This is a genomic window from Erwinia oleae, assembly GCF_000770305.1.
In the GTDB taxonomy this organism is placed as follows: Bacteria; Pseudomonadota; Gammaproteobacteria; order Enterobacterales; family Enterobacteriaceae; genus Erwinia; species Erwinia oleae.
The window spans coordinates 44,152-57,220 of sequence record NZ_JNVB01000012.1 but is presented as its reverse complement, the minus strand read 5'-3'; the positions used below and the strand labels follow the sequence as shown (position 1 = coordinate 57,220).

Genomic DNA, 13,069 nt, shown 5'->3' with positions numbered 1-13,069 from the left:
TTCGTTACAGCTGCGCCCGCGGTTGAGTTATTCGCAGGGCGCTGACCACGGCTGCAACCGTGGCGCAGCTTCCCGCCAGCAGGAGCGAGGCATGCGTTCCCTGCGCATCGAACAGATTAAACATCAGCGCCACCAGCGCCGCGCCGGTAGTCTGGCCCAGTAAGCGCGCTGTACCCAGCATTCCGCTTGCGCCGCCGCTGCGGTGACGTGGCGCTGAAGAGATAATCGTGTGGTTATTCGGCGACTGAAAAAGACCGAACCCTGCGCCGCACAGTGCCATTCGCCAGATAATATTCAGGTCACCCGGCGCGTCAGGCAGCAGCGCCAGCGCAAACAGGCCGAGGGCGAACATCGCCAGCCCGATGGCGCCCAGCAAGCCGGCGTGATAGCGCTCAATTAATCGTCCGGCGACCGGCGCCATCACCATCGTCGCCAGCGGCCACGGCGTGAGTAGCAGGCCGGTTGCCACCTCGCTGCGGTGCAGCACCGTTTGCAGAAAAAAGGGCAGCGAAACCATCGCCAGCATCTGCGCGCAAAAAGAGCAGATGGAGGTACCGATAGAAAGTGAAAAAACCGGAATGCGAAACAGATCAACCGGCAGCAGCGGAAAGGGCAGGCGTAGCTGACGGCGAATAAAAAGAAAGCCGACCACTGCCAGCGCTGCCAGTTCAGCCAACACCACGCTGCCGCTGTGGCCCTGCGCAAAGCCGCTCAGTGCCGAAATCAGCAGGCCGAAGGTCAGTGCATTCATCAGCGCGCTGAGAACGTCAAAGCGCTGATCCTTTGGCCTTTGCGCATTATCCGGCAGAAAGCGTAATGCCAGCACCACCGCTGCCATGCCCACGGGAACGTTTATCAGAAACAGCCACTTCCATGAGGCAACCGACAATACCGCCGCCGCCACGGTTGGGCCCGCCGCCGTTGAAACGGCGACAATCAGCGAGTTGATGCCCATCCCACGCCCCAGATAGCGCTGCGGATAGATGATCCTGATGAGCGCCGTATTGACGCTCATCAGGGCGGCGCCGCCAAAGCCCTGGAGAATGCGCGACACCGTCAGCGTGGTCAGCGAGTCGGACAGTGCACAAAGTAACGACGTACAGGTAAACACCACCAGTCCGCACTGATAGATGCGTCGATAGCCAATAATATCGCCAAGAAACGAGAGCGGAAGCAGCGCCACAACAATAGCAAGCTGGTAGGCGTTAACAATCCAGATCGAGCGGGCCGGGCTGGCATGCAGATCGTGCGCAATGGTCGGTAAAGCAACGTTGGCGATCGCGCCGTCCAGCACGGCAACAGTGATCCCCAACGCAATCGCCAGGATTGCGCCATAGCGCTGTGGAACGGGTAAACCGTCCGGTTGAGTAATTTGCGGCATAGGCCTGAAGATGTCAGCAGAGGGAATGTTCATGCTAGGGGTTTTTTACTGAATGATCCAATAGCTACACTTTTAATTGTGCAAAAGTCCGGTGAGCGTTGCTGGCGGCATTGCGCAGGAGGTACGTCAAAACGTATACTAAAAATAGTGTTCCATTTTTTCTGAAACGGATAGAAAGCTATGGTCAGCAGCGATATGGATAAACAGCCCGACTCGGTATCTTCAGTAATGAAGGTCTTTGGCATTCTGCAAGCGCTGGGTGAGGAAAGAGAGCATGGGATAACCGAACTTTCTCAGCGAGTCATGATGTCTAAAAGCACGGTTTATCGTTTCTTACAGACGATGAAATCGCTGGGTTATGTTGCACAGGAAGGCGATTCAGACAAATACACCTTAACGCTTAAGCTGTTCGAGCTTGGCGCAAAAGCGCTTGAAAATGTCGATCTGATCCGCAGCGCTGATATTCAGATGCGCGAGCTTTCCCGCCACACTAAAGAGACCATCCACCTTGGCGCGCTGGAAGAAGACAGTATTGTTTACATCCACAAGGTTGATTCACTCTATAACCTGCGTATGTATTCACGGATTGGCCGCCGTAACCCGCTTTACAGCACGGCTATCGGTAAGGTGTTGCTCGCCTGGCGCGACCGGCCGGAAGTGGAAGAGATCCTCAATGATGTGACGTTCAAACGTAGCACTTCGCGTACGGTTGGCAGCGCGGAAGAACTCATTGCGCAGCTTGACCAGGTACGGGCGCAAGGCTACGGCGAAGACAACGAAGAGCAGGAAGAGGGACTACGCTGTATTGCCGTGCCGGTTTTTGACCGCTTTGGCGTGGTGGTCGCAGGCATGAGTATCTCCTTTCCGACAATTCGTTTTGATGTCGAGCAGAAACAACATTACGTCGCCATGCTGCATAAAGCGGCCGGAACGCTATCCGCGCAGATGGGCTACCGCGACTACCCTTTCTGATAAACCAGGCCAGTCTGGCTGGCTTAGTTGTCGATGACGTCAGTGCTTTTCTTGAGCAAGGGGCACTGCGTAACGCCAACAATTCCGCTGTCCGTATGCAGATATTGAGCCGAAACAACGCCGCGAGCGGTAAGGTAACGGCACTGCAACCCCATTCCTGCCACGTTTTCCGAGCTCCCGGCCAGTATGCCGTAACCGGTAACCAGTAGCGCAAGCCAGATCAGAATCAGCAGCGAAACAATGCGAATCAAAAATCTCATGGGTTCCTCGTAAAATATTTATCGCAGACCGGCTTGTGTCCGGTCACGTTAATCAGGACTGCGAAAAGGCTCGCAATGGGTAAAGAGAATACACAACCTGGCACATAATGCCTGCGTGAAGGTTCTGAATTCTTTTCTTTCTGGCTACTATTTTGCAATCGACAAGGTAAAATCCATGCACATCTGTAGCGTTACGTAACGGGAGTAAAGAAGCTTCTATGAACGAACTGGCAAACGGCATGTTCGCGCCAATAATAACCGTCGTCCTGTTTTTTGCAGGCGTTGTGATCTGGTTTTTTATCAATCGCGCCAGTGTCAGAGCAAATCAACAGATCAAACTGCTGGAGGCGCTGTTGGAAGAGCAGAAGCGTCAAAATGCGATGCTGCGTAAACTGACGGATTCCGTCGTGGGTAAAGAGAAAACGGAAACCACGTCCGACGGGCAGGATGATAATAAAGACTTTATTCGTTTAATCCCTGAACGTTAATAAACGCAAAAAGGATGTAAGCATGGCCTGGCAAAATCCCTGGTACGATCCTGCTAAAGCGCACCATTCGCCAGAAGGGTTCCGCAATGCTGCTGACCCGGATCTACGTAAAAATGGCGATCTCAATCGTTGGCGTAAAGAGCGGAAGGCACAGGGATTGCCCTTGCCGCCCGCGCTGGGCTATGAACGTTTTATTGAGACGTGGTGGCAGCCTGCCGATCTTTCCGGCACTGAAGACGCCGTCTGGTGGTTGGGGCATGCCTGTATCCTGCTGAGGCTGGCAGGGCGCTATATACTCATTGACCCCGCACTGTCTGAGCGTGTTTCGCCAGTCAGCTTTTACGGCCCGAAGCGCAGAACACCTGCTGCGCTTAATATCGACGATTTGCCGACGCTTGATTGCGTGCTGATCTCCCACAGTCACTACGATCATCTTGATGCTCCCACTGTCAAAAAAATCCTTCGTCGCTTTCCGCAGGTGCATTTTGTGGTGCCGCTTGGGCTCGAACCCTGGTTTCATCGGCGCGGTGCACGGCACATTACTCAGCTTGACTGGTGGGAAGCAACCGACGTGGCGGGTGCCACGATCCATGCCGTTCCCGCCAGGCACTGGAGCATGCGCACGCCTTTTGATCGTAACCGCTCGCTATGGTGTGGCTGGACAATAAAAACTGAATTGATAAATTTTTGGTTCACAGGCGATAGCGGATACAGCGAAGCGCTGTTGGCTATTCCGCAACAGCTGGGGCCTTTTACGCTGGCAGCGTTGCCGGTGGGCGCGTATGCACCAAAATGGTTCATGCAGGCGCAGCACATGGATCCGCAAGAAGCGGTTGCTCTTCATGCTGCATCAGGCGAACCCGTTAGCATTCCTATTCATTGGGGAGTATTCGAGCTGGCGGACGAGTCGCTTGATGAGCCTCCCCGACAGCTTGCGGCAGCAATGGATGAAGCGGGACTCGATAAAAGCCGTTTCACTGCATGGAAAATAGGGGCGAAAATGGCCTTAAATAAACCATGCTAAGAATAATCCTAAATTGCTATTACGAGGCAATTAACTTTAGTCTCAGATGTTATATAAAGGTTCTATTCGAGAGCAGGGCAGAAATTAATTATTATTTATGATGCCATTTAATGGGGCAGCGGAATGATACCCTTCCTTTTTTTGGTGCAATTAATTTAAACTTGTACCAATTTAATTTTCTTGTACAACGGAGCGGATTGCCTTACGTTGAATCCGCTTTAATTTAAATGAAGTTTTTGGTGTAAGGTATGCCATAAAACGGTAATAAACAGGCGGTGATAAAGGGCGAAAATCTGCCCCGGCGCAGGCTGTCCTGAGCGCTGCGGCGTAAAGCTCCCCTTGCAGTTGTGGTAACAATATTTGACATGCAAAAATACTATTTTAATGTAATCGCTTTCATAACGATGCCTCCTTATCAACGCTTCGGTTTGAGCTGTTTCAATTGTGTGCGGCGCATCTGTTAATGCTTAAAAATAACTTGCCATCAATTAACGAATATGTGATAACGCATGAAGTAAAACGAGGTACACTTCTGTTTATGCAAGGCATCATCAGTAAAGAAGTTTCGAGTAAAGACGTTGACGTTGAATACCGCTTCCTTGCCGAGTATTAATTCGTGCCTCATGCAGTAATGTCTCTGGTTTTTGTACGTAAGCCTCCGGGCGAATAAACACTCTAAGGAATTTGCAAAATGGCAAAGATTAAAGGTCAGGTTAAGTGGTTCAACGAGTCTAAAGGTTTTGGTTTCATCACCCCAGCCGACGGCAGCAAAGATGTATTCGTACACTTCTCTGCTATCCAGGGTAATGGTTTCAAAACGCTGGCTGAAGGCCAGAACGTTGAGTTCGAAATTCAGGATGGTCAGAAAGGCCCTGCTGCTGTGAACGTTACCGCTATCTAATTCTCGATCTTAGCCTGCTATTGCCGCACCGCGCGCGATCCGGGCAAAAATCTGAATACTAAAGCCCTGCCCTGGCGGCAGGGCTTTTTTGTTGAAGAAAAATTTTTTGCCGTTTGTCAGTGCCTTTCCGGTAAAATGCCGCCTCAAATCTGAACCGGAGCGTGGTTATGTCCTATCTTTGTCCCCTTTGCCATCAGCCGCTGTTGCCTGTATCAGGCGGTTTGCGCTGCGAAAACCGGCATCAGTTTGACCGGGCCAAAGAGGGCTACGTCAACCTGTTGCCGGTGCAGCACAGGCATTCAAAACAGCCGGGCGACAGTGCGGAAATGATGCAGGCCAGACGCGACTTTCTTGATGCGGGCCATTATCAGCCATTACGGGATGCGGTTTGCGATCTGCTGGCGCGTCTGCTGCCTGAGCAGCCGATCAACGTTTTGGACATCGGCTGTGGGGAAGGGTATTACACCAATGCCGTGGCAACCCGCTTTCATGCAGGGGAACGCGCGATGGTTTATGGTCTGGACGTCTCCAGGGTCGCAATCCGTTACGGCGCAAAGCGTTATCGTAACGTGGTGTTTTGCGTCGCCTCCAGTCATCGTCTGCCGTTCGCAGAGAATCAATTTGATGCCGTGCTGCGTATCTATGCGCCCTGCAAGGCTGAAGAGCTGGCGCGCGTGGTGAAGGAACAGGGATATGTGGTGACGGTTACGCCCGGTCCAAGGCATCTTATTCAGTTTAAAGCGCTGATTTATCAGGATGTAAAGCTGCATGATGACACGCCAGAGAAGATGCCGGGTTTTGAGCTGATTGAACAGCAATCGCTGGCCTATCCTTTCTCACTTAACAGTGAAGAGTCCGCCGCGCTGTTGCAGATGACGCCGCTGGCCTGGCGCGCCCGGCCGGAAGTCTGGGGCGTACTGGCGACAACGCCGCAGTTTGACTGTGAAACGGATTTTACGCTGCGCGTCTGGCGTCGCCATCGCGAAGAAACCGCTATGACTGGATCATAAACTGGTAAATCTGTTCGAGATCGTCCAGTTTATTAACGTGGATATGAAGCGGACGATTCTCAAGCTCAATCACCAGCACGCCATCTTCAGACAAATTCATGCTTTTGATTCGTCCATAGGCGATAAAGACGTTGGCGAAGAAAAATCCCTGCGCTTTAAATAACAGTTTGGGGCGGCGGAGCCAGAAGAGATAGAAAGAGAGCGCCGCCAGTGCCATCAGGAGCGTTGCGGTGATCCTGGGGCCTTGCGTGGTGACGTTCTGATAGAGCAGAATGGCAATCAGCCCCATGAATATCAGGCTGTCGAGCTTGTTACGACGCTTCAGCAGCACCTTCAGGCGTGTCTGACCGCGCAGGCGATCCATTATAAACTCATCGTATATCGCATAAAGCAGGAAAAGCGCGATAACGGCCACGATGACATAATCGGTTAACGACATCTCCAGTCCTCAAAAAAAGACATCGCGCCACCCGGGCGCGATGTCCGAAAGCGTTTCGCCGGAGGGGGCCCGGCGAAACGTTTACAGCCCCAGTAAGCCAACCCAGTAGCCAAAAATACCAATCACGAAGAAGCCCATGATAATCCACAGCGCGTTGACTTTGCGGCGCAGCAGCCACATACAACCAAAGGTCAGCAGCAGCGGGATCAGGCCCGGCATCAGCTGATCGAGGATCGACTGAACCGTGGTGACGGTGGTTTTCCCGGTCTGATCGGTGATACGTGATACGACCAGCGGCACGTTGACGTGTGTCCACTTGTTCACCAACGCGCCCATAACAAAGAGGCCAAGAATAGAGGCGCCCTCCGTTAGTTTTTGCAGGAAACCGCCGCCCATATCACCTACGATATCAACACCTTTGCGGTAGCCATAGGCAACGCCATAATAGCGAACCAGCATGCGCACCAGATTGAACAAAATGAAGAACAACAGCGGGCCGAGCAGGCTGCCGCTCATGGCGATGCCTGCACCCAGCGCCGCAAACACCGGACGCACGGTACCCCAGAAAATCGGGTCGCCCACGCCTGCCAGCGGCCCCATCAGGCCCACTTTGATGCCGTTGATGGCCGCATCGTCGATGGCCGCACCGTTGGCACGCTGCTCCTCCATCGCCATGGTGACGCCAAGCACCGGCGCGGCCACGTACGGATGGGTGTTAAAGAACTCCAGATGGCGCTTGATCGCCTGTTTACGGTCGTCGTTGTTAACAGGGTAGAGGCGGCGGATCACCGGCACCATCGAGTAGCAAAAGCCCAGCGCCTGCATACGTTCAAAGTTCCATGAACCCTGAAACAGGTTAGAGCGGAGAAACACGCCACGCACGTCGCCCGGCGTTAGTTTTTTCTGCGTGGTCGCAGTTGTTGTGGTATCAACCATTTTTCTCACCCTTTCCTTAATCTAATTCGTTATCAAGGTCATTAGCCACTGGACCCGCGGCCTGAGCGCCCGCCACGCGGTTATATTTCGGTGCCAGTTGAATGTAAAGCACAGCCATCACCACGCCGATGACGCCAAGCGCCACCAGGTTGAAGTTGGTGAAGGCGGCGGTAACAAAGCCAAGGTAGAAGAACGGCATCAGGTAGCCAGCACGCATCATGTTAATAACCATTGCGTAACCGACCACAACAATCATTCCACCTGCGATGTTCAGACCGTTGGTCACCACTTCCGGGATGGACTCAAGCATGCTCTGCACAACGCTGGTGCCGACGGAAACGCCCACGATCACTGCCGGAATAGCGATACGCATTGCCTGCAATACCAGCGCCGATACGTGAATCCAGGATATGGCAGAAAGATTGCCTTTCTCGGCAGCCTTATCGGCCGCGTGCTGGAAGGCGACGGTAATGGTACGAACGATAATCGTCAGCACCTGACCGGCCGCCGCCAGTGGGATAGCCAGCGCAATACCGGCGCCAACGCTCTGACCACCGGCGATAACCAGAATGGTTGAGATAATAGAGGCGAGGGCGGCATCAGGCGCCACGGCGGCACCGATGTTCATCCAACCCAGCGCGATCATCTCCAGCGTACCGCCGATGATAATGCCGGTTTTGATATCACCTAAAACAAAACCAATTAAGGTACAGGCCACCAGCGGACGGTGAAACTGAAACTCATCAAGAATTGATCCCATACCTGCAATACAGGCGACAATAAATATCAGCACAATTTGAAGAGTGGTAATCTCCATTGCACTTCTCCTCTGACATTCGTGAACTGAGTTAAACCTGACGTATCAGGCAATAAAGTGTTACTGGCGGCCCATTTTGTTAATCAGATCCATCATTTTCAGGCGCTGATCGCTTGAGACCTTCCGAACTTCTAATTCAATACCGCGCTCGTTGAGTTTTTTGAAAGCCACAATATCTTTCTCATCAACCGAAACGGCGTTATTAATCTGCGTTTTACCCTGACGAAATGCCATACCGCCGATATTTACGCTGGGAATTTTTACTCCTGCTTCAACCAGACGCTCAACGTCGGTCGGATTAGTGAACAGCAGCATAACGCGTTCGCCCGCATATTTGGGGTTATTCCATACGCGGATCATTTTAGCGACATCAACCACATGCGCCGTCACGCCGGGAGGCGCAACCTGAGTGAGTAACGTTTTGCGAACGTGATCGGCAGCCACTTCATCGCTGACGACAATAATGCGCGTAACGTTGGTCTCTTTTGTCCAGCGCGTGGCGACCTGTCCATGAATCAGACGGTCGTCAATTCGCGCGAGGCCAATCTTCATATAGTCATTGGCGCCCATTGGCTTTTGCGCCACTGGCGCCGCTTTGACCTGAGGCGCCGCGGCAGGCGCGGGTTCAGGTTCTTTTGCCTTCAGCGCCTTCACGCCTTCACGCCCGGCTTCAACCGCGATGGCGACCAGCTCGTCAAAAGAGGGATCGTCATCACGTCCCATCAGTGTTTCCACCAGCATTGGGATATTCACCCCGGCGATCACTTCGTGATTCGCCTTATCTACCACAATGCGACTGGCGGCGTTAAACGGGCTGCCTCCCCACGTATCAACCAGAAACAACACGCCCTGACTGGTATCCAGCTCGGTGAGTCGCGCCTGATACTTCTCAATCAGGGTTTCCGCATTCTCGCCGGGTACAAAATCTATCCACCCGACGTTCTGCTGGTCCCCAAGGAGCATTTCGGCTGTTTTTATCAGCTGCTCAGCAGCCCAGCCGTGTGTGCCGATCACAATAGCAATTGTCACCTGCTACCTCCATAAACAATCATCAATGGCCGCCCGGAAGGCGGGCCGTGCGAATCTTCATCAGAGTGCCGAAGCCATCATCATGAAAGAGATTAATCTGTTATTGTGTTGGGAAGACGTTTAAGAAAAAACTTAACCCAACCTTACGACGCGATTTATTTTAGTACGCGAAAAAATAAATTATGTGACGGTGCTCAGCTATTTAGACCCTGATCTCGTTGTCAGGCACTATTGCTCAAAAGTGCAGCACGAAATGCACGTATACAAGTGTAAATGTAAGAAAACATTTTGACGCGAGCCTGGACGCTGATTAGAGTAAAGCTCCTTATTCAATACAGGAGTAACGGGCTTCAGCCCCCTCTATGGACCGTCACCGACGCCACTCTCTTTTTTTACCGGCCAGCCCGGTTAGTTCTGTTCCGTCCTTTGACGATACGCTTCACTCCCTCAACGCTTACCCCTGCTGCGCGATCCTGTCTGCGCCGGCAGCCTTTTTTCGGAGTCTGTAATGGAATTTCTCCTGGATCCTTCAATTTGGGTAGGTTTGCTGACGCTGGTTGTGCTCGAAATCGTGCTGGGTATCGACAATCTGGTTTTTATTGCCATTCTTGCGGAAAAACTCCCCCCGAAGCAGCGCGATAAGGCCCGCCTGATTGGTCTCTCACTGGCGCTGATCATGCGCCTGGGCCTGCTGTCGCTTATCTCATGGATGGTCACGCTGACGAAACCGCTGTTCAGCGTGGGCGAATTCAGTTTCTCCGGGCGCGATCTGATCCTGCTGACCGGGGGACTTTTCCTGCTGTTCAAAGCCACCATGGAGCTGCATGAGCGGCTTGAGAACCGGGAAGTCAACGCCGACGGCAACAAGGCCTACGCCAGCTTCTGGGCAGTGGTGACGCAGATCGTGGTACTGGACGCGGTTTTCTCGCTGGATGCGGTGATCACAGCCGTCGGCATGGTGAACAACCTCGCCATCATGATGACGGCGGTGGTGATTGCGATGAGCGTCATGCTGCTGGCCTCCAAACCGCTGACGAACTTTGTTAATGCACATCCAACCGTTGTGGTGCTTTGTCTCAGTTTCCTGCTGATGATTGGGCTGAGTCTGGTTGCGGAAGGCTTTGGCTTCCATATTCCGAAAGGCTACCTCTATGCCGCCATCGGCTTCTCGATTCTGATTGAACTGTTCAACCAGATCGCCCGCCGAAACTTTATGCGGCATCAGGCCAGACGGCCGATGCGCGAGCGCACCGCCGAGGCGATCCTGCGTCTGATGGGCGGTCGTCGCCAGCAGGAGAGCAGCAGCGAAAGCAGCGAAGTGGCAAAAGCGATGCCGCAGGAAGCGTTTAAGGATGAGGAGCGTTACATGATTAACGGCGTGCTCACCCTGGCTTCCCGTTCGGTACGCAGCATCATGACGCCGCGCGGCGAGATCTCCTGGGTCGATGCGATGCGTCCGGTGGATGAAGTTCGGCTTCAGCTTCTTGATACGCCGCACAGCCTGTTCCCGGTTTGCCGCGGCGAGCTGGATGAGATCATTGGCGTGGTGCGGGCGAAAGAGCTGCTGGTCGCGCTGGATCATGGTATCGACGTTGCCACCTTTGCGGCGGCCACGCCGCCAATCATTGTTCCGGAAACGCTTGATCCCATTAACCTGCTGGGAGTGCTGCGCCGCGCCAAAGGCAGTTTTGTGGTGGTGAACAATGAGTTTGGCGTGGTGCAGGGACTGATCACGCCGCTCGACGTGTTGGAGGCTATTGCGGGAGAATTCCCGGACGAGGACGAAACGCCAGACGTGATCGCCGACGGCGACGGCTGGCTGGTGAAGGGCGGCACCGATCTTCATTCGCTTCAGCAGTTGCTGGATACGCAGGTGCTGGTTAATCGTGAAGACGACCACGCGTCGCTGGCGGGACTGCTGATTGCCCAGAAGGGACAGTTGCCAACGGTCGGCGAAGTGATTGAACTGCCGCCGCTGCGCTTTCAGGTTATTGAAGCAACCGACTATCGCGTTGATCTGGTGCGCGTGACGCGTGCGCGAACGGACAATGATGAGGAAGAGAGCCCACAATAAGCCTGCCCGTCTGCCACCGTCTGGTGGCAGACGCTTCATCAGGCGCTGAGTCTCACCTTATGGCTGCTCAGCCAGACGGGAAAATCGCCCAGCGGCATCGGCCGCGCATAGTAATATCCCTGAAGCACATCAACACCTCTTTCCTTCAGATAGGCCGCCTGTTCAGCGGTTTCGACGCCTTCCGCTACCAGACTGATATTCAGCCGCTGCGCCAGTGAAATCACCATATCCGTCACCGTCGCGTTGATGGCGTCGGTGCCAATTGCGGCGGTAAACACCTTATCGATTTTCAGCACATCCGGACTGAGCGTCTTCAGGTAAGACAGCGAGCTATGGCCGGTGCCGAAGTCATCAATAGCCAGCTTCACGCCAATCTGATGCAGCTGTGAAACCACCTGACGATCGACTTCCGGCAGCGCATCCCGCTCGGTCAGTTCGACGATCAACTGCGGCACCGGGCTGGCAGGCCACCAGAGATTTTGCAGATCGTTGATAATTTGCCGCTGATGAAACTGGCTTGCCGCCACGTTGATCGCAATATGAAAAGAGGTGCAGGCGGGCAGATCGGGCAGATGCCGCACCACTTCGCTGAGCACAAACCGCGTCAGGGGCGCGATCATATTCTGCCGCTCCGCCAGCGGAATAAAGAGATCAGGCGATATCCACCCGTGGCGCGGATTGTGCCAGCGCAGCAGCAGTTCGATACCGCTACAGTTTCCCGTACGGGAATTAATCAACGGCTGGCAATAAACCATAAATTCCCGCGCGGTGATGCCGTAGCCAATCTGCCAGGAGAGACTCATACGGTTGGCGGTGGCCAGCCAGACAATATATCCCAGCAGCAGGCTCAGCAGGAGCGCCAGCGGCAGCTGCGAGGGCAGTTTTTCCAGCGCCAGCCGCTCCGGGGCAGGACCAAACAGCGTGATGGAGAAGGGATAGCGCAATGACTCCGCCTTGTAACTGACCTCATCCGCAGAGGGCAACGCCGCTTCTATCATTGGATTGCCATATTCCAGGCTCTTACCACCCACGTTGAGTATTGCACGCTCAACCCACGGCAGCGTGGGTTCGAGCAGGTAGTTGTTCATCATTTCGATATTGATAATCTGGATGATGCCGGCACGATTATCGGTATCGTTTGGCGTCCACAGCAGCAGAATGGGCGAGCCTTTAAGCAAATGATCGTCGGTACTGAGTATCATGCGCTGGTTGTTCACCGCCAGTTCAGGCCAGGTTGCACTGAAGGAGGTATGACTGTCGCCGAAGATGCTTGAGCAGTACAGAGTGTCGCGGTCAACCACGATAATCGACCGCACGGTTTGTAAACTGGCGAGCTTTTCAATCAGTTGCGAACGTATCTGCTCGCACGGCAGCCCCACCAGCCCTAACGTGTTATTGGCGGCAATATCCAGCGGAGAAAACAGGCGGTCAAAACGCTGAATAGCATTGCCCGCAAATGTTTTCGACTGCTGCTCAATGCGACTTTTCTCTTCCATGAAACGAACAAAAAGCGTAAAGATGAGCACCAATGCGGCAACGACCACAGCGATGAATAACCGCTTGCGGCGAAACTGTCCGAAAACCTCATGGGACATATGCATCAGTAACCACCCTCTACTCGGACACGCACACATAAGACCGGATATCTGTTATCGGCAGTTTGCCCGGTAAGTTTAGTGAGTGAACATGAAATACAGTGGTTAATAAATCAGCGTCTTAACGGGCCAGGCCGCGATCG

14 protein-coding genes are annotated in these 13,069 nt (G+C 53.6%); 7 read left to right on the top strand and 7 right to left on the bottom strand.

The features are described from left to right. Positions 1-4 precede the first annotated feature (4 nt). Positions 5-1,414 carry an MFS transporter gene (locus GS12_RS05950; protein WP_235421087.1) on the bottom strand — a complete coding sequence of 470 codons (1,410 nt, stop codon included), beginning with the start codon at positions 1,412-1,414 and terminating at the stop codon, positions 5-7. A 147-nt stretch (positions 1,415-1,561) separates the two neighbouring features. Between GS12_RS05950 and kdgR the strand changes: the two genes are divergently transcribed. Continuing rightward, a complete protein-coding gene (gene kdgR / locus GS12_RS05945) occupies positions 1,562-2,353 on the top strand; it encodes a DNA-binding transcriptional regulator KdgR (protein WP_034944835.1) in 792 nt (263 codons plus the stop codon). 23 nt (positions 2,354-2,376) lie between these two features. On the opposite strand, the gene GS12_RS05940 is transcribed toward kdgR, so the two are convergent. Further along, the gene (locus GS12_RS05940) at positions 2,377-2,613 is read right to left on the bottom strand and encodes a YobH family protein (RefSeq protein ID WP_034915329.1); all 237 of its coding nucleotides are present in this window, start codon (positions 2,611-2,613) and stop codon (positions 2,377-2,379) included. Between the two features lie 218 nt (positions 2,614-2,831). On the opposite strand from GS12_RS05940, the gene GS12_RS05935 reads away from it, so the two are divergent. From GS12_RS05935 to rlmA, 5 genes are all read left to right on the top strand, one after another. Continuing rightward, positions 2,832-3,101, top strand: coding sequence for a YebO family protein (locus GS12_RS05935; protein ID WP_034915327.1), 270 nt, complete (start codon positions 2,832-2,834; stop codon positions 3,099-3,101). A gap of 22 nt (positions 3,102-3,123) precedes the next feature. Then, positions 3,124-4,125, top strand: a complete 1,002-nt coding sequence (locus GS12_RS05930) for an MBL fold metallo-hydrolase (RefSeq protein ID WP_034944832.1) — start codon at positions 3,124-3,126, stop codon at positions 4,123-4,125. Between the two features lie 463 nt (positions 4,126-4,588). Then, on the top strand, positions 4,589-4,738 hold the full coding sequence (locus GS12_RS25270; RefSeq protein ID WP_407637850.1) for a DUF2627 domain-containing protein: 150 nt from the start codon (positions 4,589-4,591) through the stop codon (positions 4,736-4,738). 78 nt (positions 4,739-4,816) lie between these two features. After that, positions 4,817-5,026, top strand: coding sequence for a transcription antiterminator/RNA stability regulator CspE (gene cspE, locus GS12_RS05925; RefSeq protein WP_001062678.1), 210 nt, complete (start codon positions 4,817-4,819; stop codon positions 5,024-5,026). A gap of 167 nt (positions 5,027-5,193) precedes the next feature. Then, entirely contained in the window at positions 5,194-6,036 is an 843-nt protein-coding gene (rlmA, locus tag GS12_RS05920; protein WP_034944829.1) for a 23S rRNA (guanine(745)-N(1))-methyltransferase, read from the top strand. Here rlmA and GS12_RS05915 read toward each other — a convergent pair. The 4 genes from GS12_RS05915 to manX all read right to left on the bottom strand — a co-directional run bounded on the left by GS12_RS05915 (position 6,020) and on the right by manX (position 9,257). Further along, positions 6,020-6,475, bottom strand: a complete 456-nt coding sequence (locus tag GS12_RS05915; RefSeq protein WP_034944826.1) for a DUF986 family protein — start codon at positions 6,473-6,475, stop codon at positions 6,020-6,022. The two genes, rlmA and GS12_RS05915, sit on opposite strands and share 17 nt — an antisense overlap. Before the next feature lie 81 nt (positions 6,476-6,556). Next, positions 6,557-7,411: a PTS mannose transporter subunit IID gene (locus GS12_RS05910; RefSeq protein ID WP_034915313.1), complete on the bottom strand. Its 855-nt coding sequence runs from the start codon at positions 7,409-7,411 to the stop codon at positions 6,557-6,559. A 16-nt stretch (positions 7,412-7,427) separates the two neighbouring features. Continuing rightward, positions 7,428-8,228: a PTS mannose/fructose/sorbose transporter subunit IIC gene (locus tag GS12_RS05905; protein ID WP_034944824.1), complete on the bottom strand. Its 801-nt coding sequence runs from the start codon at positions 8,226-8,228 to the stop codon at positions 7,428-7,430. 60 nt (positions 8,229-8,288) lie between these two features. Beyond that, entirely contained in the window at positions 8,289-9,257 is a 969-nt protein-coding gene (gene manX, locus GS12_RS05900; protein ID WP_034944822.1) for a PTS mannose transporter subunit IIAB, read from the bottom strand. Positions 9,258-9,765: 508 nt separating this feature from the next. On the opposite strand from manX, the gene GS12_RS05895 reads away from it, so the two are divergent. Then, complete coding sequence (locus tag GS12_RS05895; protein ID WP_034944819.1) at positions 9,766-11,331, top strand: TerC family protein; 1,566 nt, start codon at positions 9,766-9,768, stop codon at positions 11,329-11,331. A 38-nt stretch (positions 11,332-11,369) separates the two neighbouring features. On the opposite strand, the gene GS12_RS05890 is transcribed toward GS12_RS05895, so the two are convergent. Further along, entirely contained in the window at positions 11,370-12,932 is a 1,563-nt protein-coding gene (locus GS12_RS05890; RefSeq protein ID WP_034944816.1) for an EAL domain-containing protein, read from the bottom strand. Positions 12,933-13,069 lie beyond the last annotated feature (137 nt).